The organism is Streptomyces sp. NPDC033966 (genome assembly GCF_055575955.1).
This window is the reverse complement of record NZ_JBVIRQ010000004.1, coordinates 181,683-207,406: the sequence shown is the minus strand read 5'-3', so window position 1 is coordinate 207,406 and position 25,724 is coordinate 181,683. Positions and strand designations below refer to the sequence as shown.

Genomic DNA, 25,724 nt, shown 5'->3' with positions numbered 1-25,724 from the left:
GCTTCGTCCCGTGCCGCCCTCCCACCTGCATCGCGTCGCCGTTCTCGTCCTCGAGGGGGCCAAACCGCTCGACGTCGGCATCCCCGCACAGGTCTTCACGACCCGCGCGAGCATGCCGTACGAAGTCCGCGTCTGCGGCGCCGCACCCGGACTCGTCACCGGCGGCGACGGACTCTCCTACTACGTCACCCACGGGCTCGACGCACTCGCCTGGGCCGACATCGTCTTCGTCCCCGGCTACCGCTTCCCCGACCGCGACGACCCGCCCCAGCCCGTCCTCGACGCGCTGACCGCCGCCCACCGGCGCGGCGCCCGCCTCGCCGCCATCTCCACCGGAGCCTTCGCCCTCGCCGCCACCGGCCTCCTCGACGGCAAACGCGCCACCACCCACTGGCACTACGCTCGCGCCCTCGCCGCCAAACACCCCCACGTCCACGTCGACGAGAACGTCCTCTTCGTCGACGAGGGCAGCGTCCTCACCTCCGCCGGCGCCGCCTCCGGCATCGACCTGTGCCTGCACATCCTGCGCCGCGACCTCGGCGTCGCCGCCTCCAACCACGCCGCCCGCCGCCTCGTCGCCGCCCCCTACCGCAGCGGCGGCCAAGCCCAGTACGTACCGCGCAGCGTCCCCGAACCCCTCGGCGAACGCTTCGCCGCCACCCGCGAATGGGCCCTGCACCGCCTCGCCGAACCCCTCACCCTCGAAACCCTCGCCCAGCACGCCGCCGTGTCCCCCCGCACCTTCTCCCGCCGCTTCGTCGAAGACACCGGATACACCCCCATGCAATGGGTCATGCGCGCCCGTATCGACCTCGCCCGCGAACTCCTCGAACGCTCCGAACGCGGAGTCGAACAGATCGCCGCCGACGTCGGCCTCGGCACCGGCGCCAACCTGCGCCTCCACTTCCAGCGCATCCTCGACACCACCCCCACCGAATACCGCCGCACCTTCACCCAGGGCGACTGACCCGACCCCTGGCGGGATCCTTTCGAACCATGGCGATCTCGCCCCTGTCACGCCCGCACGCCACACGCGAACCTGATGGCGCGAACAGAAGGGACTGGCACACATGACTCGCATCGCCATCAACGGATTCGGCCGCATCGGACGCAACGTGCTGCGCGCGCTCCTCGAACGCGACAGCAACCTCGAGGTCGTCGCCATCAACGACCTCACCGAACCCGCCACCCTCGCCCGGCTGCTCGCCTACGACACCACCTCCGGCCGCCTCGGCCGCCCGGTCACCGTCGAAGGCGACGTCCTCGTCGTCGACGGCCACCGCATCAAGGTCCTCGCCGAACGCGAGCCCGCCCAGCTGCCGTGGGCCGACCTCGAAGTCGACCTCGTCCTCGAAGCCACCGGCCGCTTCACCTCCGCCGAGGCCGCCCGCGCCCACATCAAGGCCGGCGCCCGCAAGGTCCTCGTCAGCGCCCCCTCCGACGGCGCCGACGTCACCCTCGCGTACGGCGTCAACACCGACGCCTACGACGCGGAACTGCACACGGTCGTCTCGAACGCCTCCTGCACGACCAACGCCCTCGCGCCGCTGGCCTCCGTCCTGGACGACCTCGCCGGCATCGAGCACGGCTTCATGACCACGGTGCACGCCTACACCCAGGAGCAGAACCTCCAGGACGGCCCGCACCGCGACCCCCGCCGCGCCCGCGCCGCCGGCGTCAACATCGTCCCGACCTCGACGGGCGCCGCCAAGGCCATCGGCCTGGTCCTGCCGCAGCTCGACGGCAAGCTGTCGGGCGACTCGATCCGCGTACCCGTACCGGTGGGCTCCATCGTCGAGCTCAACACCACCGTCGCCCGCGACGTGACCCGCGAGCAGGTCCTGGAGGCCTACCGCACCGCCGCCGCGGGCCCGCTGGCCGGAGTGCTCGAATACTCGGACGACCCGCTGGTCTCCTCCGACATCACGGGCAACCCCGCCTCCTCGATCTTCGACTCCGAGCTCACCCGCGTCGAGGGCCGCCACATCAAGGTCGTCGCCTGGTACGACAACGAGTGGGGCTTCTCGAACCGCGTGATCGACACCCTCACCCTCCTGGCGAAGTAACCCGCCCTCAGGGCCCCATACCGAGCGCCGCAGTTGGTACTGACCTGGCAACTGCGGCGCTCAGCCATGCCCAGAACCAACCCCGGCCGCCCTCTCCAGTCACCGGCCGACAACCCACCGGCCCCGACCGGTTACCCCATTCGGGTCTGATCGTTGTACCGGTCGGGTGTCCCGCCCACCCCGGTGACAGCAGGAGGACCGATGACCGAGCCAGGGCCCGCGCCCGCCCCCGCGCCCCCGCTCGCCGGCGGCCCCCACGCAGCAGAAACGCTGCGCCCCCTCCTCGACACCGTCCTCACCGCCCTCCACACCGGCGCGGCCGAACGCAAAGGCCCCCTCCCCGCCGGCGGCCCCGACGCCACCACGGCCCGCGTCCGGGCCGCACTGGGCGACGTGTTCCCCGCCCACGGCACCGGCGCCCACGAAGCCCTGGCCACCCTCGTGCACACCCTCGCCGCCGGCGCCGCAGACCCCGCAGACCCCCTCTGCGCCGCCCACCTGCACTGCCCCCCGCTCGCCGTCGCGGCCGCCGCCGACCTCGCCGTCAGCGCCCTCAACCCCTCCCTCGACTCCTGGGACCAGGCCCCCGCCGCCTCCGCCATCGAGGCCCTCCTCACCCGCACCCTCGCCGCCGAGTTCTACGACACCCCCCGCGCCGACGCCCTCCTCACCACCGGCGGCACCGAAGCCAACCAGCTGGCCCTGCTCCTCGCCCGCGAACGCCACGGCCCCCGCCTCACCGTCCTCCACGGCGCCAACGCCCACCACTCCGTCCCGCGCGCCGCCTGGCTCCTCGGCCTCCCCCCGGCCACCTCCCTCCCCACCCCCACCGGCACCCTCGACCCCGCCACCCTCGACGCGGCCCTCGCCGACACCCCCGGCCCCGCCCTCGTCACCGCCACCGCCGGCACCACCGACGCAGGCCTCATCGACCCCCTCGACGCCCTCGCCGACGTCTGCGAACGCCACCGCGCCGAACTCCACGTAGACGCCGCCTACGGCGGAGCCCTCACCTTCAGCCCCCGCCACCGCACCAAGCTGAACGGCCTCCACCGAGCCCGGTCCATCACCATCGACCTGCACAAACTCGGCTGGCAACCCGTCGCCGCCGGCCTCCTCGCCGTCCCCGACACCACCCTCCTGGCACCCCTCGCCCACCAGGCCGACTACCTCAACGCCACCGACGACACCGAAGCCGGCCTCCCCGACCTCCTCGGCCGCTCCCTGCGCACCACCCGCCGCCCCGACGCCTTCAAGATCGCCGCCACCCTCCGCTCACTCGGCCGCGACGGCCTCGCCCGGCTCATCGACCACACCTGCGCCACAGCCCACCGGCTCGCCGAAACCCTCGACGCACACCCCGGCTTCGAACTCCACGCGCACCCCACCATCACGACGGTCCTCTTCCGGCCCACCCCCACCGACGACGACCGCCTCGCCGCCCTGCGCCGCACCCTCCTCCACGACGGCACCGCCGTCCTCGGCCGCGCCACCGCCGACGGCCGGCTATGGCTCAAGGCGACCCTGCTCAACCCCCACACCACCACGCGGGACCTGGACACCCTCGTCGCCCTCCTGGAAGGCAGCACCCACCGATGACCGCCCAGCACGATGCACCCCACGACCTCGTCGGAATCGGCATCGGCCCCTTCAACCTCTCCCTCGCCGCCCTCGCCCACGGCCTCCCCCAACAAGGCGTCGACCGCCTCGCCACCGCCTTCTACGACCAGCGCCGCGACTTCCGCTGGCACCCCGGACTCCTCCTCGACGGAGCCACCCTCCAGGTCCCCTTCCTCGCCGACCTCGTCACCCTCGCCGACCCCGCCAGCCCCTGGACCTTCCTCAGCTACCTCAAGCACAAGGAACGGCTCTTCCCCTTCTACTTCGCCGAGCAGTTCCACATCCAACGCGCCGAATACGACGCCTACTGCCGCTGGGTCGCCGGACGCCTCCCCGGCCTGCACTTCGGCCACCAGGTCGACGCCGTCCGCTGGAACCCCGAACGCGACCTCTTCGAAGTCGACTACACCCAGCTCGACACCGACGGGGAAGCCGAAGCCCTCGGCCGCACCTACACCCGCAACCTCGTCCTCGGCATCGGCACCGCCCCCTACGTCCCCGAACCCCTGCGCCCCCTCGCCGACGCCCCCACCGTCCCCGTCATCCACTCCGCCGACTACCTCGACAACCGCACGCGCATCCTCGGCGCCGAACACGTCACCGTCATCGGCTCCGGCCAGTCAGGAGCCGAAGTCTTCCTCGACCTGCTCCGCACCCGCCCCGCCGGCCGCGAACGCCTCACCTGGCTCGCCCGCACCCCCTCCTTCGCCCCCATGGAGTACTCCAAGCTCGGCCTCGAACACTTCACCCCCGACTACACCCGCTACTTCCACGACCTCCCCGAACCCGTCCGCGACCGCCTCGTCCCCGCGCAATGGCAACTCCACAAGGGCATCGACACCGCCACCATCGCCGCCATCCACGAAGAGCTCTACCGGCGCACCCTCCACGGCGGCTGGCCCGACACCGTCCTCACCCCCGGAGTCACCGTCCGCACCGCCGGCCGGGTGGCCACCACCAAGGTCGAACTCCACCTCGAACACACCCAGCAGGGCACCCGCTCCCGCCTCACCACCGACGCCGTCGTCCTCGCCACCGGCTACAAGGAACGCCCCCTCACCAGCCTCTTCGCCGGCCTCGACCCCTACATGCGCAAGGACTCCTCCGGCCGCCCCCGCATCGACGACCGCTACCGCATGATCCTCGACCCCTCCGTCAGCGGAACCGTCTTCGTCCAGAACGGCGAACGCCACACCCACGGCGTCGGCACCCCCGACCTCGGCCTCGCCGCCTGGCGCAGCGCCGCCATCCTCAACACCCTCACCGGCAAAGAGCCCTACCCCCAGCCCCACCGCACCGCCTTCACCACCTTCGGCCTCGAACAGCGCACCCCCACCCGCCCCCACCCGCCGGTCGGACTCCGCCCCCTCGTCGACCACCCGTGACGCGAACGGCCGGGACCCGCCACAGCAGGACCCGGCCGCACACACGCCGCAGGACGGCACGAACGCCTAGAACACCGGCACGCCCGCCCGCGTCAGCCGCCAGTCCACCGAAGCGAACCGAGCCGGATCCACCGTGCCCTTCGCCTTCACCCACTGGATGATCGTGTTGCGGATCTCGTCCGAGTTCGCCCACAACTGCTTCGCCTTCGGCACGTGCGGGAACGCCCCGCCACCCGAAGCCCGGTAATTGTTCACCGCGAACACGAACTGCCCCGCCGGATCCACCGGCTTCCCCGCGAACGACAGCCCCGTGATCCGCGAACCCACCGGCTGCGCGATGTCGATGTCGTACGTCAGCCCGTACACCGCGTCGTAGTTGTAGTCCGGGATGTTCTCCGCGTTCGTCAGCTTCGCCGGATCCACCGCACCACCCGCAGCCGTCTGCACGTAATACCGCGCCGAGTACTCCAGGTAGTCCTTCAGCTGCGCACCCGTCAGCAGACGCGCCTCCAGGGTGTTCTCGAACGGGTACAGCCCCGCCGCGTCCTTGATCGTCACCTGGCCGGCCGGTATCGCCGCCGTCCGCGAGAAGCAGGACGCCTGGGACAGCACCGGCAGCGCACCCCACTCGGAACCGGCCAGGGCGGCCTTCACCGTCTCCGCCTGCACGTGGTTGATCAGGTCGATGATCGGCACGTCCTTCACCGGCCCCTCGGCCGACGACATCGCCTGCGTCGACGTCCCGATCACCTGGTTGACGTACGACACCACCTTGCGGTGCTCGTCCGACAGCAGCCGCGTGATCTTCGGGTCCTCGGCCGCCGTGTTCGAGTTCAGCACCTTCGCCGAGACCTTCGCCACCGACCAGCGGCCCCGCTCCCACGACAGCTCGAAGTCGAACAGCGTCAGCCGCTGACCCCACTTCAGCGGCTCCGACAGCACCACGTCCTTGCCGGTCGCCTTGTTCTTCACCCGGTACTCGGGGATCTCCGTGTGCGCGTGCCCCACCAGGATCGCGTCGATGCCCGGCACCTGCTCCGCCACCAGACCCGCCGCGTTCTCGACGTACGGCAGCTGGTCACCGTACGAGGACGTACCGCTCGACCCCGAATGCGCCGACACGATCACCACGTCCGCACCCATCGACCGCAGCCTCGGCACGTACTTCGCCGCCTGCTCCTCCAGACCCGGGAACGTCATCTGCCCCTGCACGTTCGCCTTGTCCCAGATCGCGATCCCCGGGTTCGTCAGACCCAGCACCGCCACCTTCACGTCCCGCCCGTGCGGGGTGCGCAGCCGGTGCATGCTGTACGGCGGGAACGCCGGCCGCAGCGTCTTCGCGTCCAGCGCGTTCGCCCCCAGCAGCGGGAAGTCGCACTGCTCCTCGAACTTCCGCAGCACCGGAATGCCGTAGTTGAACTCGTGGTTCCCCAGCGCCGCCGCGTCGTACCCGATCGCGTTCATCGCCTGCGCCATCGGATGCACCGGACCACGCCGCGCCGTGATCGGATCCACCTTCGCGTAGTAGTACGAAAGCTGCGTCCCCTGGATCGTGTCACCCGCGTCGATCAGCAGCGTGTTGCAACGCCCCTTCTCCGCGCGGACCTGCTCCACCAGCGTCGAGATCTTCGCCAGACCGACGTCGTTGTGCGCCTTGTCGTCGAACTCCTTGTCCGTGAAGTAGTCCCAGTTGAAGACGTTCCCGTGCAGATCGGTCGTACCCATCACGGTGAACGCGTACGTCTTGGAAGCCTTCGACGGCGCGGCCGAGGCGGCGGCCGGAGAGCTCGTGGCCCCCGTCATCGCCACAGCGGCACCCGTGGCGGCCGAAGCCCCCATGAACGTCCTACGGTCAAACGCCATTGCCATCTCCCCTTGTGAGGCGTGTTACGAAGCGTGAACGACGCGCGTAGATTCTGACCCACCAGTAACAAGCCGCAACACCCCCCTCAGGTTTCGATCCGATGACCAGACCCGAACGGGCGACGGTGCGAGAGTGAAACCATGACCCAGGACGTCCCGAACGCCGCCCACCAGCCCTACGGAACCCCCGAAGTCCCCCGCGTCGCCGTCCGCGGAGAAGCCCGCCTCGAAGTCGACCCCGAGATCGCCCGCATCGGCATTACCGTCAGCGCCCGAGGCACCGACCGCCGCACCGCCCTCGACGACCTCACCCGCCGCAACAACACCGTCCTCGAACTCCTCAAGAGCTACGGCGAACCCGTCGAGAAGATCGAAACCGGCTCCTTCTCCATCACCCCCGAACTCACCCGCCACGGCCGCGGCGAACGCATCCGCACCTACCACGGCCGCGTCCACGTCACCGCCGAACTCAACGACTTCACCACCCTCGGCGAACTCACCACCCGCCTCGCCGACTTCGACCTCACCCAGGTCGACGGCCCCTGGTGGGCCCTGCGCCCCACCTCACCCGCCCACGGCGAAGCCCGCCGCCAAGCCGTACTCGAAGCCGTCCAGCGCGCCCGCGAATACGCCCACGCCCTCGGCGCCGACCTCGCCGCCCTCGTCGAACTCGCCGACCTCGGAGCCGAGGACGCGGCCCCCTACCCCCGCCCCGGCGGGGGAATGCGCACCATGGCCTTCGCCGCCCCCGCCGAGGACGCCGGCGCCCCGCCCCTCGACCTCGAACCCCAGCGCCAGACCGTCTTCGCCCAGGTCAACGCCCGCTTCACCATGACCCCGCCCCGGCTCTGAAAAACCCCCTCGGGGGTGCTCATCAGAGCACCCCCACGCACATTCAAATAATGTCAACAAGCTTTCGCTCAAAGGTCGTTGGGGAGACGCCCTTCCCTCATTTCCTACCCCCCGGTAGGGCATACGCTCGCCCCATGCGCCGAGCGAAAATCGTATGTACCCTGGGCCCCGCCACCGACTCATACGACCAGATCAAAGCCCTGGTCGAAGCCGGGATGGACATCGCCCGCCTCAACCTCAGCCACGGCACCTACGCCGAACACGAGGAGCGCTACCAACGCGTACGCAAGGCCTCCGACGAGACCGGCCGCAGCGTCGGCGTCCTCGCCGACCTTCAAGGCCCGAAGATCCGCCTCGGCCGCTTCCGTGAAGGCCCCGTACTCCTTGAACGCGGCGACGCATTCACCATCACCGTCGAAGACCACCAGGGCGACCGCCACACCTGCGGCACCACCTACAAGGGCCTCGCCGACGACGTCACCACCGGCGAACGCATCCTCGTCGACGACGGCCGCGTCACCCTCGAAGTCACCTCCGTCGACGGCCCCCGCGTCCACACCCGCGTCATCGAAGGCGGCATGGTCTCCGACCACAAGGGCCTCAACCTCCCCGGCGTCGCCGTCTCCGTCCCCGCCCTCTCCGACAAGGACATCGAAGACCTCCGCTGGGCCCTGCGCACCGGCGCCGACGTCATCGCCCTCTCCTTCGTCCGCACCGGCCGCGACGTCGAAGACGTCCACCGCATCATGGACGAGGAAGGCCGACGCCTCCCCGTCATCGCGAAGATCGAGAAGCCCCAGGCCGTCGAAAGCATCGACGACATCGTCGCCGCCTTCGACGGAATCATGGTCGCCCGCGGCGACCTCGGCGTCGAAATGCCCCTCGAACAAGTCCCCATCGTCCAGAAGCGCGCCATCAAACTCGCCAAGCGCAACGCCAAGCCGGTCATCGTCGCCACCCAGATGCTCGACTCGATGATCGACAACAGCCGCCCCACCCGCGCCGAAGCCTCCGACGTCGCCAATGCCGTCATCGACGGCACCGACGCCGTCATGCTCTCCGGCGAGACCAGCGTCGGCAAACACCCCATCGACACCGTCCGCACCATGGCCCGGATCGTCGAAGCCGCCGAAGAGGACATCCTCGCCAAGGGCCTCCCGCCCCTCACCGAACGCAACAAGCCCCGCACCCAGGGCGGAGCCGTCGCCCGCGCCGCCGCCGAGATGGGCGACTTCCTCGGCGCCAAATTCCTCGTCGCCTTCACCCAGAGCGGCGACACCGTCCGCCGCCTCTCCCGCTACCGCAGCCCCATCCCCCTCCTCGCCTTCACCCCAGACCCCGCCACCCGCTCCCAGCTCAACCTCACCTGGGGCGTCGAAACCTTCCTCGGCCCCCACGTCGACTCCACCGACGCCATGGTCGCCCAGGTCGAGGAGGAACTCCTGCGCATCGGACGCTGCGTCCCCGGCGACGTCGTCGTCATCACCGCCGGCTCACCCCCCGGCGTCACCGGCAAGACCAACCTCGTCCGCATCCACCACATCGGCGACCCCGTCCGCTGACCCCCCCGCACACGCAAGCGCCGCCGGAACCCCCACAGGAGGCCGGCGGCGCTTCACGTTCCCTGCCCTACCAGCCGAACCGCCGGTCCACCTCGGCCTCGAACTCCTCGAACGACAACACCGCATCACCGTTCTTGTCCGCCGCATCGAACAACGCCGACGACGCATCCGGGTCCCCGAGCCCCCAGAACGGCAGATCCCCCCGAGCCGCCAACGTCGGCCCCTTGTCCCGCAACGCCGAAATCACCTCAGCCCTGGTCAGCTCCCCGTCATGGTTCAGATCCAGCGCATCGAACAGCTTCCGAGCCTTCTCGCTCACCGAAACGTCCCTCCACCACGAACACCGTTGTCCCCCTCAACCTAGGGCACCGACCCCGCCGCCACCCCCGGCACCGATCAGAACTCCGGCCCGACGTGGGCGTCCATGAGCGCGACGGATTCCTTCCGGTGGTTGAGCCCGTTCGTACATGCGAGCGACGCTGTCGTGCGAAATTCGCTCACGTGCCGCATTTGGCTACGCTTCGCTGAAACGAGTGAAGGTCACGCGATATTCGCGTGACCTTGGAAAAGAAGGAAAAGTGCCCCGGGTCGGACTCGAACCGACACTGTATGGGTTTTGAATCCATCGCCTGCTGCCAATTGGGCTACCGGGGCCCGGCGAATCGAAGGTTACCCCTGACCCGCTGCGTGTCCACCTTACCGTAGCTAGGTAGGCTCGGGGGAGCTTGATATGCCCCGTAAAGAGGAGCCTCCGTGACCGCCGAGCACGAGTCGACGCCCATGCCCGACGCCGACCAGTCGCACGTTCCGCCGCTGACGACCCGCGTCGTCATCGCCGAGGACGAGGCGCTCATCCGTCTCGACCTGAAAGAGATGCTCGAAGAGGAGGGCTACTCCGTCGTGGGCGAGGCCGGGGACGGGCAGACGGCCGTCGAGCTGGCCCGGGAGCACCGGCCCGACCTGGTGATCCTCGACGTGAAGATGCCCGTCCTCGACGGGATCTCCGCCGCCGAGAAGATCGCGGAGGAGTCCATCGCCCCCGTGCTCATGCTCACCGCGTTCTCGCAGCGCGACCTCGTCGAGCGGGCGCGGGACGCGGGGGCCATGGCGTACCTGGTCAAGCCCTTCAGCAAGAGCGACGTCGTCCCGGCCATCGAGATGGCCGTGTCCCGGTTCGCCGAGCTGAAGGCGCTGGAGAAGGAGGTCGCGGACCTTTCCGCGCGCCTGGAGACCCGCAAGCTCGTGGACCGGGCCAAGAGCATCCTGCAGACCGAGTACAAGCTCTCCGAGCCGGCCGCGTTCCGGTGGATCCAGAAGACCTCCATGGACCGCCGCATGTCCATGCAGCAGGTCGCCGAGGCGGTCATCGAGGACGCCGAGGAGAAGAAGCAGAACGCCGGGAAGTAGTTCCGGACACGCGTGAGGCCCGTCTCCCCCCGAGGGGAGACGGGCCTCACGGCTTCTGTCGGCTAGTCCTCGCCGAGGTAGGCCTTGCGGACGTCCTCGTTGACGAGGAGCTCGCGGCCCGGGCCCGACAGGACGATCTTGCCGATCTCCATGACGTGGCCCTGGTCGGCCAGCGACAGCGCGGCCTGGGCGTTCTGCTCGACCAGCAGGATCGTGGTGCCGGCCGCCTTCAGCTCGGCGATGGTCGCCATGATCTTCTGCATCATCAGCGGGGAGAGACCCATCGAGGGCTCGTCCAGCATGAGCAGCTTCGGCTGCGACATGAGCGCGCGGCCCATGGCGAGCATCTGCTGCTCGCCGCCGGAGAGGGTGCCGGCGGCCTGCTTGCGGCGCTCTCCCAGGATCGGGAAGAGGTCGTAGGCGCGCTGGACGTCCTTCTGGATGCCTTCCTTGTCGCTGCGGAGGAAGGCGCCGAGGAGGAGGTTGTCCTCGATCGACATGCGCGGGAAGATGTGCCGCCCCTCGGGGGAGTGGGCGAGTCCGAGCGAGACGATGTCGTGCGCGGGGACCTTCTTCAGCGACTTGCCCTGGAACTTGATCTGGCCGCCCTTGGGCTTGATCAGGCCGGACAGGGTCCGCAGGGTGGTGGTCTTGCCGGCGCCGTTGGTGCCGATGAGGGTGACGATCTCGCCCTCGTTGACGCTGAAGGAGATGCCCTTGACGGCTTCGATCTTGCCGTAGGCGACGCGGAGGTCCTCGACCTCCAGGAGTGCGGTCACTTGGCCTCTCCGTCCGTGCTGGTGGTGCTGTCCGCCTCGCCGGTCGCGGTGCTGTCGGCGGATTCCGCGGCTTCGTCCTCGGCGGCCTCGACGGCCTCGACGGCGGCCTCGGCTTCGGCCACGACCTCGGCCTCGGCGGCTTCCTCGGCGGCCTCTACTTCGGCGGCTTCTTCGGCGCCGGGGGCGCCTTCGAAGGGCTCGCCGAGGTAGGCGGCGACGACGCGCTCGTCGCTCTGGACCTCGCCGGCGGTGCCTTCGATGAGCTTCTCGCCCTGGACCAGGCAGGCGACGCGGTCGCAGAGGTTGAAGATGAAGCGCATGTCGTGCTCGATGACGAGTACGGCGATGCCCATGTCCCGGATGGCGAAGATGAGTTCCTCGGTGGCCCGGGTCTCCTGCGGGTTCATGCCGGCGGTGGGCTCGTCCAGGAGGATGAGGCCCGGGTCGCTGGCGAGGGCGCGGGCGATCTCCAGCTTGCGCTGCTCGCCGTAGGGGAGGTTGCGGGCCAGGTGTTCGGCCTTGTCGGCGAGGCCGATGAACTCCAGGAGCTCCATGGCGCGCTCGCGGCTGGCCTGCTCCTCCTTGCCGAAGCTGGGAAGGCGCAGGAGGGCGGACCAGAGGCCTTCCTTGGTGCGGGTGTGGCGTCCGACGAGGACGTTTTCCAGGACCGTCATGTTGTTGAAGAGACGGATGTTCTGGAAGGTGCGGGCGATGCCGGCCGCGGTGACCTTGAAGGACTTGGGGGGCAGGACCGTGCCCTTGTACCGGACTTCGCCCTCGGTGGGGATGTAGAGGCCGGTGAGGCAGTTGAAGAAGGTGGTCTTGCCGGCACCGTTGGGGCCGATGAGGCCGACGATCTCGCCGCTGCGGACGGTGAGGTCGACGTTCTTGACGGCGGTGAGGCCGCCGAAGCGCATCGTGACACCGCGGGCGTCGAGGACGGTCTCGGCGGTGGCCGTTTCGGTCGTGGTGGTGGTCATGGATCAGGCCCCTGCCTTGCCGAGGACTGTGGGCGCTTCGAGGTCCTTGTGGAGTTCGAGCTGGTTGCGCCGGTTGGGGATGAGGCCTTCGGGGCGCAGGCGCATCAGGATGACGAGCGCGATGCCGAAGACGAGGAGCTGGTACTCGCCCAGGAACTGGAGCTTGTTGGGGATCATGAAGAGGAGGGCGCCGCCGACGAGGGGGCCGGAGATGGTGCCCATGCCGCCGAGTACGACTGCCGCGAGGAGGAAGGCGGAGTTCGGGGGGACGGCGTTGGCGAAGACGTACTGGTCCGGGGTGACGGTGTAGTTCACGTGGGCCTGTACGGCTCCGGCGAGGCCGGCGAGGGTGGCGCCGAGGGCGAAGGCGATGAGCTTGACGCGGAAGCCGTTGATGCCCATGGCTTCGGCGGCGGTCTCGTCTTCGCGGATGGCGACCCAGGCGCGGCCGATGCGGGATTCGGCGCTGCGGCGGAAGACCATGATCACGATGAGGGTGACCAGGAGCATCAGCAGGAAGTAGTTGGCGAAGCGGCCGACGGCGATTCCGGCGATGCTGTGGGTGGCGCCGAAGTCGAACCCGAAGAGGTCGACGTTGGGGACGCCGGCGACGCCGTTGGGGCCGTTGGTGAGGTCGGGGCCGGAGACGCCGTCGAGGTTGTTCATCGAGATGCGGAAGATCTCTCCGAAGCCCAGGGTGACGATGGCGAGGTAGTCGCCGCGCAGGCGCAGGGTCGGGGCGCCGATGAGGACGCCGAAGACCATGGAGGCGAGCGCGCCGAGGAGGATCGCGGCCCAGAAGGGGAGGTGCACTCCGAAGGGGGAGTTGGGGGAGCCCGAGACCAGGGCGGCGGTGTAGGCGCCGACGCCGAGGAAGGCGACGTAGCCGAGGTCGAGGAGGCCGGTGAGGCCGACGACGATGTTCAGGCCGAGGGCGACGGTGGCGAAGATGAGGATGTTGACGCCGAGGGTCGCGTACTGGTCGTCGGTCTGGGTGAGGGGGAAGGCGGCGGCCGCGACGAAGGCGCCGACGAGGGCGACGTTGCGGTGCTTGTTGGTGAGGGCGGTGAAGCGGGCCACCAGGCCGGCCTTGTTGAGGGCCGTGAAGCCGAAGCCGGCGGTGATCAGGAAGCCGATGAAGAGTTCCTGGTAGGGGGTGGTGACGCCGTAGGTGAAGACGCCGAGGGCGACGGCGAGGACGGCGGTGATGATGAGGATCTCGGCGTAGGCCGGGAGGGCGCGGGCCGGCTTCGGGGTGCCGCTGGCGTGGGCGGCCTTGGTGACGGCCCAGCTGTTGCCGATGTTGTGCTTGGTCTGCTCCCACCAGCTGTCTTCGGGGTCCGCGAGCTCGGTGGCGGGGCGCTCGAAGGGGAGGGAGCGGGCGCCGAGGTAGGCGGCGAGCGCGGTGACGATGGCGACGAAGCCGCCGGGCTCCAGGTTGACGAGGCCGCCGAGGGTGTTGCTGATCGCCCAGGCGGTGTAGGCCACGGTCAGGAGGGTGCCGAGGGCGCAGAGCTTGATCGCGGCGTCGGTTCCGGCGGGGGCGATCCAGCGCAGGCCCTTGATGCCGTAGGAGCTGAGGCCGAAGAGGGTGGTGAGGGCGCCGCCGACGAGGACGAGCCACTGGAGGCCGCCGGGGTATCCGTAGACGGTGAGGTCGCCGGGGAAGGCGGAGGTCCAGGTCCAGGCGAGGAAGCAGGACAGGGCGGTGAGGGCGCCGCCGGCGGTCGCGAGGGCGCGGGCGGTCTTCTCGGGGAGGGAGATTCCCGCTCGGCCGGTGGCCGCCGTCTGCGGCGTGGTGTCTGTGGTGGTCGTCATGGTTCTCACGCCCTGTCCGCCACGCGCTCGCCCATCAGGCCCTGGGGCCGGAAGAGGAGTACGAGGATGAGGAGTACGAACGCCCAGGTGTTGCCCCAGGACTGGCCGCCGAGCTGCTGCATGCCCGGTACGTCGGCGATGTAGGCGGTGGTCAGGGTTTCGGCGAGGCCGAGGACGATGCCGCCGATCATGGCGCCGTAGATGTTGCCGATGCCGCCGAGGACGGCTGCGGTGAAGGCCTTGAGGCCGAGGATGAAGCCCATGCGGTAGTTGACTTCGCCGTACTTGAGGCCGTAGGCGACGGCTCCGACGGCGGCGAAGGCGGCGCCGAGGGCGAAGGCGACCGTGATGATGCGGTCGGTGTTGATGCCCATGAGCTTCGCGGTGTCGGGGTCCTGGGCGGTTGCCTGCATGCCGCGGCCGGTGCGGGTCTTCTTGACGAAGAAGCCGAGGAAGGCCATGGAGATGGGGGCGGCGAGGAGCAGGAAGACGTCACCGGTCTGGATGGTGATGCTGCCGAGGTGGAAGGGGCCGCCGGGGATTTCGGGGAAGACGACGGAGGACTTCGCGTCGGGGTACCAGGCCCACACGACCTGCTGGAGGACGATGGAGAGGCCGATGGCGGTGATGAGCGGGGCGAGGCGGGGGGCGCTGCGCAGGGGCCGGTAGGCGAACCGTTCGGCACCGACGGCGATGAGGGTGGCGACGATGATGGCGCCTATGAGCATGAGGGGCAGGGCCACCCACATGGTGGTGCCGCCGGGGAGCATCAGCCAGACCGTGAGGGCTCCGAACCCGCCGGTCATGAAGATCTCGCCGTGGGCGAAGTTGATGAGCTGGACGATGCCATAGACCATCGTGTAGCCGATGGCGACGAGCCCGTACATGGATCCCAGTAGCAGGCCGTTGACCAGCTGTTGCGGCAGTTCGTGCACCGCAGGTCCTCCGAGTCTTTCGACGGATGTGACACCGCGCGGGGCGCCATGGTGCGCGCCCCGCGCGGCAGGTGAGGGGTGAGGGCTAGGGGGTCAGCCGGTGGGAGGTCAGCCGGCGAGGGTGCCGGACTCGACGGTCTTGAAGTCGTCGCCGTCGACCTTGTAGACGGTGAGCTGCTTGTTGGTGGCGTCGCCGAACTCGTCGAAGGAGACCTTGCCGGTCACGCCTTCGAAGTTGACGCCCTGGACGGCCTCGAGGACCTTGGCGCGGGCGTCGGAGGGGAGCTTGCCGTTGTTGGCCTCGACGACCTTCTTGACGGCCTCGATGACGGCCCAGGCGGAGTCGTACGAGTAGCCGCCGTAGGCGGAGTAGTCGTCCTTGTAGCCGGCCTTCTTGTAGTTGTCGACGAACTCCTTGGCGGAGGCCAGGCTCTCGACGGGGGCGCCGACGGAGGTGCAGAGGTCGCCCTGGGCGCCGGCACCGGCGAGCTCGACGTACTTCTTGTCCTTCATGCCGTCGCCGCCGACGAGCGGGATGTTGGTGCCGGAGGCCTTGATCTGCTTGCTGAGCGGGCCGGCCGCCGGGTACTCGCCGCCGTAGTAGACGACGTCGGCGCCGGAGCTCTTGACCTGGGTCACGATTGCCGAGAAGTCCTTGGACTCGGGGTCGATGTGGCCTTCGCCGGCGACCTGGCCGCCGAGCTTGGTGAACTCGCCCTTGAAGGTCCCGGCGAGGCCGGCGCCGTAGGTCTTCTTGTCATCGATGATGAAGACCTTCTTCTTGCCCGCCTTGTTGAAGAGGTACTGCGCCGCGTACGGGCCCTGGATGGCGTCCGTGGTGGCGGTGCGGAAGTAGCTCTTGTAGGTGCGGGTCTTCTGGCCCTCGGCCCACTTGGGGCCCTGGGTCAGGGAGGGGCTGGTGTTGGCCGGGGAGATCTGGGCCAGCTTCGCGTCGTCGAAGACCTTCTGCATGGCTTCGGAGACGGAGGAGTTGAGGGGGCCGACGACGCCGAGGACGTCCTTGTCGGCGGTGAGCTTGGTGGCGTTCTGCTGGCCGGAGGAGGCCTGCGCCTGGTCGTCGAGGGCCTGGATCTTGAAGGTGACGCCCTTGACGTACTTCTTCTCGTTGGCCTGCTTGGCGGCGAGGTCCGCGGAGTTCTTGATGCCGAGGCCGAGGGCGGAGAGGTCGCCCGTCAGCGGGGCGTCGACGCCGATGACGACGGTGGTGCCACCGTCGCCGGTGGATCCGCCCTTGTCGTCGCGCGAGCCGCAGGCGGTGAGAGTGAGAGCGCCCGCGGCGAGGGCGGCGGTCACGGCGATGAGCTGACGAGAACGCACGATCAGTCCTTTCCTGGCGCCGCGTCCCCCGTGGGACGCGTCGAGTCGAACGCGGGGACCGAACTGAGGAAATCCGGCGGTCGCGGTAACTGGCCGTGACTCTAGGCGGCTCATCGGCCTATATGGAGGGCTGAGGCCAATGATGTGACTCTCTTGTTATGCCACGGCGTAATACATAGCGGTTCGCGGCGGGTGGAACGGGGGAATTCAGGCCGGTTCGTCTTGTCCGCATGGTGAGACGGGGCAGGACCATCGGGCGGTTTGAGTCCTGTCACGCCAGGACTCTGGGGGTTTTTGCTCATGACGGCCCGGCGGTGGCCGTGTCTCGGGCTTCGGGACAGGCCCTGGTCAGGGCGGCAGAAAGATCTCTGGCATATCGGTCACCGGGGATGTAACTGTGATCCTCTTTCTGGAATCCATTACTCAGGGTCACTTCCAGGAATGGGAGCCCCGAATTCCGTGCTACATGCACGCAGTCTTTTGCCTGAATGAGAACCAAGAGCTCGCGGACTTCCCCCGCACCGACCGTGGCCGGGAGCGGTGGCCGGATCGTCACGCCCAGCGCCGGGGACGGCTGCCCGATCCGCTCCACCGTGACGGCGGGTCCGCCCGCCGTCCGCACACGCACAGTGAACGCGAAGGCGGCTCCCTCGGGCGCCGGCTCCACCGGCTCCCCGTACGTGAGCGACAGGGACTGCGAGGGGGCGGGCGGGACCTCGGGCCGCGGCGGCTCGGGCCGCGTGGCGTAGATGCGGGCGGCGGCCGCGGCCAGTACGGCGGCCGACGCGACGGAGAGGACGGCCCTGCGGTGGCGGGCGTAGCGGGAGCGGATCCAGTCCGCTCGGGGCGTACGCGGACCCCTGCGCGGGCCCTGTCCGTCCCCGGTGCCCTCGCCGGGTTCCACCGGGCCGATGCCGGCGCTCACTGCCGGGGCCCGCCGGTCGGGGTGCCCGAGCGGTGGCGCTCGGCGCAGCGGGCCTCCGCGTCGCGGGCGGCGCGCTCGGGGGCGGCGCGCTCGGGGGCGGCGCTCTCGCGGGCGGCGGCGGTGCCCTCGGTGCGCTGTTCGGCGCGGGGGCCGGTGGTGAGGAGTGCCGTCGTCCCGTGTGTGGCCGTGGCGCCGCGCGGCGCCGGTCCGGATCCCATGCGGGAACGCTAGACCGGCGCCGGGGGCGGCACAACGGCTCGTACCGGCCGGGGTGTTAAGAGTCCGTGTCGCGCAGCAGGCAGGTGAGGCGGGCGGTGCAGACGCGGCGGTCCTGGTCGTCGGTGATGACGATCTCGTAGGTGGTGGTGGAGCGGCCGCGGTGGACGGGGGTGGCGGTGCCGGTGACGTGGCCGTCGCGGACGCCGCGGTGGTGGGTGCAGTTGAGGTCGACGCCGACGGCGATCTTCTTGCTGCCGCCGTGCATCATGGCGCCGACCGAGCCGAGGGTCTCGGCGAGCACGGCGGAGGCGCCGCCGTGCAGGAGTCCGTAGGGCTGGGTGTTGCCCTTGACGGGCATCGTGGCGACGACGCGTTCGGCGGAGGCTTCCAGGATCTGGATGTCCATGCGCTGTCCGAGGGCGCCCGCCGAGAAGAGGGCGGGCAGGTCTATGCCCAGGGCCGCGTACTCGTCGAGGACTTCCTGGGGGAACTTCACGGCGTGCTGCTGCTCGTCGGCCATGTGCGTGCTCCGTTCGTCAACGATCGTTAACCGGTGTCTGGGGTCGTTCTATCAGGCCGGTTCGAAGCGCACGACGACGGACTTGCTGGCGGGGGTGTTGCTGGTGTCGGCGGTGGAGTCGAGGGGGACCAGGACGTTGGTCTCGGGGTAGTAGGCGGCGGCGCAGCCGCGTGCGGTGGGGTAGTGGACGACGCGGAAGCCGGGGGCGCGGCGTTCGACGCCGTCCTTCCATTCGCCGACGAGATCGGTGTAGGAGCCGTCGGCGAGGCCGAGCTCGGCGGCGTCCTGGGGGTTGACCATGACGATGCGGCGGCCGCCGGTGATGCCGCGGTAGCGGTCGTCGAGCCCGTAGATGGTGGTGTTGTACTGGTCGTGGCTGCGCAGGGTCTGCAGCAGGAGCCGGCCGGCGGGCACCTTCGGGTACTCGACGGGGGCGGCGGTGAAGTTGGCCTTGCCGGTCTTGGTGGGGAAGCGGCGTTCGTCGCGGGGGGCGTGGGGGAGCTGGAAGCCGGCGGGGCGGGCGGCGCGGGCGTTGAAGTCCTCGAAGCCGGGGACGACGCGGGCGATGCGGTCGCGGATGGCCGCGTAGTCGTTCTCGAACTCCTCCCAGGGGGTCCTGGAGGCGGTGCCGAGGACGGCGCGGGCCATGCGGGCGACGATGGCCGGTTCGGAGAGGAGGTGGGGGGAGGCGGGGGCGAGGTTGCCGCGGGAGGCGTGGACCATGCCCATGGAGTCCTCGACGGTGACGAACTGGCGGCCGCTCTTCTGGACGTCCTTGTCGGTACGGCCGAGGGTGGGCAGGATCAGGGCGCGCCGGCCGGTGACCACGTGGGAGCGGTTGAGCTTGGTGGAGACGTGCACGGTCAGGGCGGTGCGGCGGATCGCGGCTTCGGTGACGTCGGTGTCGGGGGTGGCGCCGGCGAAGTTGCCGCCCATGGCGAAGAGCACCTTGGCCCTGCCGTCGCGCATGGCCTCGATGGAGCGGACCACGTCGTAGCCGTGGGCGCGGGGCGAGGTGATGCCGAATTCCTCGTCGAGGGCGTCGAGGAAGGCGGGGGCGGGGCGTTCGAAGATCCCCATGGTGCGGTCGCCCTGGACGTTGGAATGGCCGCGGACGGGGCAGACGCCGGCGCCGGGGCGGCCGATGTTGCCGCGGAGCAGGAGGAGGTTGACGACCTCGCGGATGGTGGCGACGGAGTGCTTGTGCTGGGTGAGGCCCATGGCCCAGCAGACGATGGTGCGCTCGGAGGCCAGGATCATGGCCAGGGCGCGTTCGATCTCGGGGCGGGTGAGGCCGGTGGCGGTGAGGGTCTCGTCCCAGTCCGCGTCCTTGGCGGCGGCGGCGAGGGTGTCGTATCCGTGGGTGTGGTCGCGGATGAAGTCCTCGTCGAGGGCGCCGTCGGTCTCGATGACGAGCTTGTTCAGGAGGCGGAAGAGGGCCTGGTCGCCGCCGATGCGGATCTGCAGGAAGAGGTCGTTGAGGGGGGTGCCCCTGAGCATGCCGAGGGGGGTCTGGGGGTTCTTGAACCGTTCCATGCCGGCTTCGGGCAGCGGGTTCACCGAGATGATCTTCGCGCCGGCTTCCTTGGCCTTCTCCAGCGCGGAGAGCATGCGGGGGTGGTTGGTGCCCGGGTTCTGTCCGGCGACGATGATCAGGTCGGCGCGGTGGAGGTCTTCGAGGGAGACGCTGCCCTTGCCGATGCCGATGGTCTCGCCGAGTGCGGAGCCGGAGGACTCGTGGCACATGTTGGAGCAGTCCGGCAGGTTGTTGGTGCCGAATTCGCGGGCGAAGAGCTGGAAGAGGAACGCGGCCTCGTTGCTGGTGCGGCCGGAGGTGTAGAAGAGGGCCTCGTCGGGGGAGGCGAGGGCGCCGAGCTCCTCCGCGATGATCGCGAAGGCCTTCTTCCAGCTGACGGGCTCGTACCGGTCCGCGCCTTCGGGCAGGTACATCGGCTGCGTGATGCGGCCCTGCTGGCCGAGCCAGTAGCCGCTGCGGGCGGCGAGCTCGGGGAGCGGGTGGGCGGCGAAGAAGCCGGGGGTGACGCGGCGCAGCGTGGCCTCTTCGGCGACGGCCTTGGCGCCGTTCTCGCAGAACTCGGCCGTGTGCCGCTTGTCGCCCTCGGGCCAGGCGCAGCCGGGGCAGTCGAAGCCGTCCTTCTGGTTGACCTTGAGGAGGGTCCGCGCGGTGCGGGCCAGCCCCATCTGCTCGTTCGCGATCTTCAGGGTGTGCGCGATGGCGGGCAGGCCCGCCGCGGCGTGCTGAGGGGGGCCGACGTGCGGCGCGTCCTGTACCGGATCACCTGCGGGCGGCTTCGTGGCCATGTCGCTCCCCTTCGAGCAGTATTCGCGTGCACCTCCGATCCTGTCACGCTCCGCCGACATCGCCGACGGCGGATTTGTCGGTGGGGGCGCCTAGGATCGGGGGCGTGGCAGAGACAGCATCGAAGAAGACCGACCAGCCGACCGCAGCGGACCGCCCCCGCCTGATGCTCATGGACGGGCACTCCCTGGCCTACCGGGCGTTCTTCGCGCTGCCCGCGGAGAACTTCACGACGGCCACGGGCCAGCCGACCAATGCCATCTACGGCTTCGCGTCGATGCTGGCGAACACGCTGCGTGACGAGGCGCCGACGCACTTCGCGGTGGCGTTCGACGTGTCCCGCAAGACGTGGCGCACGACGGAGTTCCCCGAGTACAAGGCGAACCGCTCGAAGACCCCGGACGAGTTCAAGGGGCAGGTCGAGCTGATCGGCGAGCTGCTCGACGCGATGAAGGTGCCGCGGTTCGCGGTGGACGGCTTCGAGGCCGACGACGTGATCGCCACGCTGGCGACGCAGGCGGAGGCCCTCGGTTTCGACGTGCTGATCGTCACCGGTGACCGGGACTCCTTCCAGCTGGTCTCCGAGCACACGACGGTGCTGTACCCGACGAAGGGCGTCTCCGAGCTGACCCGGTTCACGCCGGCGAAGGTCGAGGAGAAGTACGGGCTGACCCCGCAGCAGTACCCGGACTTCGCGGCGCTGCGCGGCGACCCGTCGGACAACCTGCCGGGCATCCCGGGTGTGGGCGAGAAGACCGCCGCGAAGTGGATCACCCAGTTCGGGTCGTTCGCGGAGCTGGTGGAGCGGGCCGACGAGGTCAAGGGCAAGGCCGGGCAGAACTTCCGGGACCACCTGGAGGCCGTGAAGCTCAACCGGGTGCTGACCGAGATGGTCAAGGACGTGGAGCTGCCGAAGACCCCGGCCGACCTGGCCCGCGCCCCGTACGACCGCACCGCGGTCACCGGGGTGCTGGACGTGCTGGAGATCCGCAACGCCTCGCTGCGCGAGCGGCTGCTGGCCGTGGACCCGGGTTCGGCCGAGGCGGAGGCCCCCGCCCCGGCGGCGGGTGTGGAGCTGGACGGCTCGGTGCTGGGCGCGGGCGAGCTCGCGCCGTGGCTCCAGGAGCACGCGGGCGGCCCGCTGGGCGTGTCCACCGTGGACAGCTGGATGCTGGGCACGGGGAACGTCAGCGAGATCGCGCTGGCCTCGGCGGGCGGCGCGGCCGCCTGGTTCGACCCGTCCGCGCTGGACGAGGCCGACGAGCGGGCCTTCGCGGCCTGGGCGGCCGACGCGGCGCGGCCCAAGGTGGTGCACAACGCCAAGGGCCTGATGCGGGTCTTCCCCGAGCACGGCTGGACCCTGGCGGGCGTCACCATGGACACCGCGCTCGCCGCCTACCTGGTCAAGCCGGGCCGGCGCTCCTTCGCGCTGGACGTGCTGTCCGTGGAGTACCTGGGCCGTGAGCTCCAGCCGCCGGCCGCCGACGGCCAGCTCGCCTTCGGCGCCGACGACACCGCCGAGGCGGACGCGCTGATGGCGCAGGCCCGGGCGGTCCTGGACCTGGGCGACGCGTTCACGGCGAAGCTGCCCGAGGTCGGCGCGGTCGAGCTGCTCCACGAGATGGAGCTGCCCACCTCCGAGCTGCTGGCCCGGCTGGAGCGGGCGGGCATCGCCGCCGACCGCGACCACATGGAGGGCATGGAGCAGCAGTTCGCGGGCGCCGTGCAGCAGGCGGTGAAGGAGGCGCACGCGGCGGTCGGCCACGAGTTCAACCTCGGCTCGCCCAAGCAGCTCCAGGAGGTGTTCTTCGGCGAGCTGGACCTGCCGAAGACGAAGAAGACGAAGACCGGCTACACCACGGACGCGGACGCCCTGGCCTGGCTGGCCACGCAGACCGACCACGAACTGCCGGTGATCATGCTGCGGCACCGTGAGCAGGCCAAGCTCCGGGTGACCGTCGAGGGCCTGGTCAAGGCGATCGCCGCGGACGGCCGGGTGCACACCAGCTTCAGCCAGACCACCGCGGCGACGGGCCGGCTCTCCTCCACCGACCCCAACCTGCAGAACGTGCCGGTGCGCACCGACGAGGGCCGTGCCATCCGCCGCGGCTTCGTCGTCGGCGAGGGCTACGAGTCCCTGATGACGGCCGACTACAGCCAGATCGAGCTGCGCGTCATGGCCCACCTCTCCGAGGACGAGGGCCTGATCGAGGCGTTCCTGTCCGGTGAGGACCTGCACACCACCGTCGCCTCGCAGGTGTTCGGCGTGGAACGCTCCCGGGTCGACGCCGAGATGCGCCGCAAGATCAAGGCCATGTCGTACGGCCTGGCGTACGGGCTGTCCGCGTTCGGTCTGGCGCAGCAGCTGAACATCGAGCCGGCCGAGGCGCGCGGGCTGATGGAGACCTTCTTCGAGCGGTTCGGCGGGGTCCGCGACTACCTCCAGCGCGTGGTCGACGAGGCCCGGGCCACCGGCTACACGGCGACGGTCTTCGGCCGCCGCCGCTACCTGCCGGACCTCAACAGCGACAACCGCCAGCGCCGTGAGGCCGCCGAGCGGATGGCGCTGAACGCCCCGATCCAGGGCACCGCCGCCGACATCGTCAAGGTGGCCATGCTGCGCGTGGACAAGGCCCTGGCCGGGGCCGGGCTGAAGTCCCGGATGCTGCTCCAGGTCCACGACGAAATCGTCCTGGAGATCGCCCCCGGTGAGCGGGAGCGGGTGGAGGAGCTGGTGCGCCGGGAGATGGGCGCGGCCGTCGAGCTGCGGGCCCCGCTGGACGTGTCGGTGGGTGTCGGCGGCGACTGGGAGTCCGCCGCGCACTGATCTCCGTACGCGGTGCCCGGACGCCCGTCTCCCGCCTGCCTCAGGCGGCGGGGACGGGCGTCCGCGTCTCCGGGTCCGGGTGGCGGGGCCGGTTCCGGTCGCGGCGGTGGAGCAGCCGTACGAGGGCCCCGTACAGCAGCAGCCCGACGGTGAGCCCGCCGCCCGCGCCGAAGCAGACGGTCGGGATGATGTCGAGCGGGGTGCGGACGCGGTCGTAGAAGGTGTAGAAGCGGAGCACCCGCAGCGTGATCCCCACGGCCGCGCAGCCGGCGATCAGGGCGGCGGCGCCCCAGCGCTCCGCGCGGCCGAGGACCGGTACGGAGGCGGGCGCGGGCCCGGCCGGCAGCCGCCGCAGGCCGCTCACCGTGAACCAGAGCAGCGTGCAGGCGGCCACCGCCGAGGAGCCGTACTGGAGGTAGGAGTAGAGGGGCAGGCCGAAGGCGAGCGGGTCGCCGAGCCAGGGCAGCGCGTTCGTCCCCCAGCGGTCCAGGTGCGTGAAGCTGTCCCACAGCACGTGGGTGAGGGAGCCGGCCACCGCCGAGAGGTAGAACCACAGGGCGAGCGCGGCCGCCGGGCGCCCCCGCCAGCGCTCGCCCCGGACGAAGGCGTGCACCCGGCCCCGCAGGTTCCGCGGCATGAGCGCGATCAGCGGCTCACGCAGCAGCAGCCAGCACGCCGCGAGGAGCGCGGTCAGGACGGCGTCCACGGTGGCCACCCCGAGCAGGGAGTGCGCGAAGCGGCCGTAGCCCATCACGCCGTTCACGACCGCGTCCGCGAAGTAGAAGGTGTCCGGGGCGAACGACCCGAGGACGAGCGCCGAAGCGACCAGCGGCCCCCGGGCGTGCCCGGCCCGGCGTATGGCCGGAAGTACGGCGGCCGCGTGGCTGAGAGTGAACGGCATTGCTTCCCCTAGGGCTTTCGGCGTCCGGACAGTATGCGTGAGCTGCGAGGGAACGTGGGGATGTGGTGAATTTCCGCGGCCCATTGCGTGCCCTGTGAAGCGAGCTGACGTAGGGTCACGCGGACGTCTAGGGGAGGGGACCCGTCATGTCGGCACGGATATTCGGACGCGGCCTGCGCAGGGGCGCGGCCGCGGCTCTGGTCTCGGCGTTGGTGGCCGCCGCCATGACGGCGTCACAGGCCCCGGCGGGCGCCGACGAGGAGCGGACGGCGGCGTCCGGCGAGGAGGCCGCCCGGCCGCAGCAGGCGGCCCCGCGCTCCGGTGGCGACTCCGCCTACTTCACCGAACTCCCGCCGCTCGTAAGTCCCCTGCCACCCGCCGTCGTTCTGCCCGACGGGCCGCCGGCCGCCGAGGCGCAGCCCGCGCCCGCGCCTTCGCCGGCCGCGGCGCCGGCGGCGGTCCAGCCGGTGGTGGAGGGCGCGCAGGGAATACCGGCGAGCGTGCTCGCGGCGTACCGTGCGGCCGAGCAGCGGGTGGCGGCCAACGACCCCGGCTGCGGGCTCCGCTGGCAGCTGCTCGCGGCGATCGGCAAGGTCGAGTCGGGGCAGGCGCGCGGCGGGCAGGTGGACGCCGCCGGAACCACCCTGCGCCCCATCCTCGGCCCCGTGCTCGACGGGAACGGCTTCGCGAACATCTCCGACACCGACGGCGGGGCCTTCGACGGCGACGCCCGCTACGACCGGGCCGTCGGACCGATGCAGTTCATCCCGTCCACCTGGGCGGCCTGGGGCCAGGACGGGAACGGCGACGGGCGGCGCGACCCGAACAACGTCCATGACGCCGCGCTGGCGGCCGGGCGCTACCTGTGCGCGGGCGACCGCGACCTGCGCACGGGGGCGGGCCTGGACCGCGCCGTGCTGTCGTACAACCAGTCCGCGGAGTACCTGCGGACGGTGCGGTCCTGGTTCACGTACTACCTCCAGGGCGCGCACGAGGTCCCGGACGCGGGCGGCAGCGGCGCGGGTGCCGGTGCGGGCGCGGGTGTCCCGGCGGGCCCCCGGCCGTCGGACCCGAAGCCGAGCCCGTCCCCGACCCCTTCCCCGAAGCCCACGCCGACGCCGACGCCGACGCCGAAGCCCACCCCGACGCCTACTCCGACGCCCACCCCCACCCCGACGCCTACTCCGACGCCCACCCCGACCCCGACGCCGTCGACGACGCCCACCCCCACGCCGTCGCCGTCGCCGTCGACGAAGCCGACGCAGAGCCCCGCTCCCACCCCGAAGCCCAGCTCCTCCCCCAGCACCGCCCCCACCCCGACGGCCACCGCGAAGGCGACCCCGTCGTCCGCGCCGAGTGCCACGCCGAGCCCCGCGACGGCCGGCTGAGGACCCCGCCCCACAGAGC

General features: G+C 70.6%; 20 protein-coding genes and 1 tRNA gene. 9 read left to right on the top strand and 12 right to left on the bottom strand.

What is annotated here, in order from left to right; translation table 11 throughout:
- The first annotated feature begins 10 nt into the window (after nt 1–10).
- The 4 genes from ACZ518_RS13145 to ACZ518_RS13130 all read left to right on the top strand — a co-directional run bounded on the left by ACZ518_RS13145 (nt 11) and on the right by ACZ518_RS13130 (nt 5,071).
- The gene (locus tag ACZ518_RS13145; protein ID WP_469113128.1) at nt 11–967 is read left to right on the top strand and encodes a GlxA family transcriptional regulator; all 957 of its coding nucleotides are present in this window, start codon (nt 11–13) and stop codon (nt 965–967) included.
- Between the two features lie 103 nt (nt 968–1,070).
- Nucleotides 1,071–2,066: a type I glyceraldehyde-3-phosphate dehydrogenase gene (gene gap, locus ACZ518_RS13140; protein ID WP_469113127.1), complete on the top strand. Its 996-nt coding sequence runs from the start codon at nt 1,071–1,073 to the stop codon at nt 2,064–2,066.
- A 201-nt stretch (nt 2,067–2,267) separates the two neighbouring features.
- Nucleotides 2,268–3,665 carry a pyridoxal phosphate-dependent decarboxylase family protein gene (locus ACZ518_RS13135; protein WP_469113126.1) on the top strand — a complete coding sequence of 466 codons (1,398 nt, stop codon included), beginning with the start codon at nt 2,268–2,270 and terminating at the stop codon, nt 3,663–3,665.
- Entirely contained in the window at nt 3,662–5,071 is a 1,410-nt protein-coding gene (locus ACZ518_RS13130) for a lysine N(6)-hydroxylase/L-ornithine N(5)-oxygenase family protein (protein WP_469113125.1), read from the top strand. Before ACZ518_RS13135 ends, ACZ518_RS13130 begins: the two co-directional genes overlap by 4 nt.
- Nucleotides 5,072–5,137: 66 nt before the next feature.
- On the opposite strand, the gene ACZ518_RS13125 is transcribed toward ACZ518_RS13130, so the two are convergent.
- Nucleotides 5,138–6,934 carry a bifunctional metallophosphatase/5'-nucleotidase gene (locus ACZ518_RS13125; protein WP_469113124.1) on the bottom strand — a complete coding sequence of 599 codons (1,797 nt, stop codon included), beginning with the start codon at nt 6,932–6,934 and terminating at the stop codon, nt 5,138–5,140.
- A 141-nt stretch (nt 6,935–7,075) separates the two neighbouring features.
- On the opposite strand from ACZ518_RS13125, the gene ACZ518_RS13120 reads away from it, so the two are divergent.
- On the top strand, nt 7,076–7,786 hold the full coding sequence (locus ACZ518_RS13120) for an SIMPL domain-containing protein (RefSeq protein ID WP_469113123.1): 711 nt from the start codon (nt 7,076–7,078) through the stop codon (nt 7,784–7,786).
- Nucleotides 7,787–7,920: 134 nt separating this feature from the next.
- Nucleotides 7,921–9,348 (top strand): pyruvate kinase, encoded by a 1,428-nt coding sequence (gene pyk, locus ACZ518_RS13115; protein WP_469113122.1) that lies wholly within the window; start codon nt 7,921–7,923, stop codon nt 9,346–9,348.
- Nucleotides 9,349–9,415: 67 nt separating this feature from the next.
- Here the strand turns inward: pyk and ACZ518_RS13110 are convergent, their stop codons facing one another.
- Together ACZ518_RS13110 and ACZ518_RS13105 are read right to left on the bottom strand one after the other, a co-directional pair.
- Entirely contained in the window at nt 9,416–9,667 is a 252-nt protein-coding gene (locus ACZ518_RS13110) for an EF-hand domain-containing protein (protein ID WP_469113121.1), read from the bottom strand.
- A gap of 260 nt (nt 9,668–9,927) precedes the next feature.
- A tRNA-Leu gene (locus ACZ518_RS13105) sits at nt 9,928–10,002 on the bottom strand.
- Nucleotides 10,003–10,128: 126 nt separating this feature from the next.
- Here ACZ518_RS13105 and ACZ518_RS13100 point away from each other — a divergent pair.
- Complete coding sequence (locus ACZ518_RS13100) at nt 10,129–10,755, top strand: ANTAR domain-containing response regulator (RefSeq protein ID WP_469113471.1); 627 nt, start codon at nt 10,129–10,131, stop codon at nt 10,753–10,755.
- Nucleotides 10,756–10,817: 62 nt separating this feature from the next.
- On the opposite strand, the gene ACZ518_RS13095 is transcribed toward ACZ518_RS13100, so the two are convergent.
- From ACZ518_RS13095 to ACZ518_RS13060, 8 genes are all read right to left on the bottom strand, one after another.
- Nucleotides 10,818–11,534: an ABC transporter ATP-binding protein gene (locus ACZ518_RS13095; protein WP_469113120.1), complete on the bottom strand. Its 717-nt coding sequence runs from the start codon at nt 11,532–11,534 to the stop codon at nt 10,818–10,820.
- Nucleotides 11,531–12,514, bottom strand: coding sequence for an ABC transporter ATP-binding protein (locus ACZ518_RS13090; RefSeq protein WP_469113119.1), 984 nt, complete (start codon nt 12,512–12,514; stop codon nt 11,531–11,533). Before ACZ518_RS13090 ends, ACZ518_RS13095 begins: the two co-directional genes overlap by 4 nt.
- Before the next feature lie 3 nt (nt 12,515–12,517).
- On the bottom strand, nt 12,518–14,332 hold the full coding sequence (locus ACZ518_RS13085; RefSeq protein ID WP_469113118.1) for a branched-chain amino acid ABC transporter permease: 1,815 nt from the start codon (nt 14,330–14,332) through the stop codon (nt 12,518–12,520).
- Between the two features lie 5 nt (nt 14,333–14,337).
- Nucleotides 14,338–15,267, bottom strand: coding sequence for a branched-chain amino acid ABC transporter permease (locus ACZ518_RS13080; RefSeq protein ID WP_469113117.1), 930 nt, complete (start codon nt 15,265–15,267; stop codon nt 14,338–14,340).
- 108 nt (nt 15,268–15,375) lie between these two features.
- Nucleotides 15,376–16,605, bottom strand: coding sequence for a branched-chain amino acid ABC transporter substrate-binding protein (locus ACZ518_RS13075; RefSeq protein ID WP_469113116.1), 1,230 nt, complete (start codon nt 16,603–16,605; stop codon nt 15,376–15,378).
- Nucleotides 16,606–17,526: 921 nt separating this feature from the next.
- Complete coding sequence (locus tag ACZ518_RS13070; protein WP_469113115.1) at nt 17,527–17,748, bottom strand: hypothetical protein; 222 nt, start codon at nt 17,746–17,748, stop codon at nt 17,527–17,529.
- A 56-nt stretch (nt 17,749–17,804) separates the two neighbouring features.
- Nucleotides 17,805–18,269: a PaaI family thioesterase gene (locus tag ACZ518_RS13065; protein WP_469113114.1), complete on the bottom strand. Its 465-nt coding sequence runs from the start codon at nt 18,267–18,269 to the stop codon at nt 17,805–17,807.
- 51 nt (nt 18,270–18,320) lie between these two features.
- Entirely contained in the window at nt 18,321–20,591 is a 2,271-nt protein-coding gene (locus ACZ518_RS13060; protein ID WP_469113113.1) for an FdhF/YdeP family oxidoreductase, read from the bottom strand.
- A gap of 104 nt (nt 20,592–20,695) precedes the next feature.
- Here ACZ518_RS13060 and polA point away from each other — a divergent pair, with 104 nt between their 5' ends.
- A complete protein-coding gene (gene polA, locus ACZ518_RS13055; protein ID WP_469113112.1) occupies nt 20,696–23,416 on the top strand; it encodes a DNA polymerase I in 2,721 nt (906 codons plus the stop codon).
- A 40-nt stretch (nt 23,417–23,456) separates the two neighbouring features.
- On the opposite strand, the gene ACZ518_RS13050 is transcribed toward polA, so the two are convergent.
- Complete coding sequence (locus ACZ518_RS13050) at nt 23,457–24,317, bottom strand: DUF4184 family protein (protein ID WP_469113111.1); 861 nt, start codon at nt 24,315–24,317, stop codon at nt 23,457–23,459.
- A 146-nt stretch (nt 24,318–24,463) separates the two neighbouring features.
- Here ACZ518_RS13050 and ACZ518_RS13045 point away from each other — a divergent pair, with 146 nt between their 5' ends.
- The gene (locus ACZ518_RS13045) at nt 24,464–25,705 is read left to right on the top strand and encodes a lytic transglycosylase domain-containing protein (protein WP_469113110.1); all 1,242 of its coding nucleotides are present in this window, start codon (nt 24,464–24,466) and stop codon (nt 25,703–25,705) included.
- Nucleotides 25,706–25,724 lie beyond the last annotated feature (19 nt).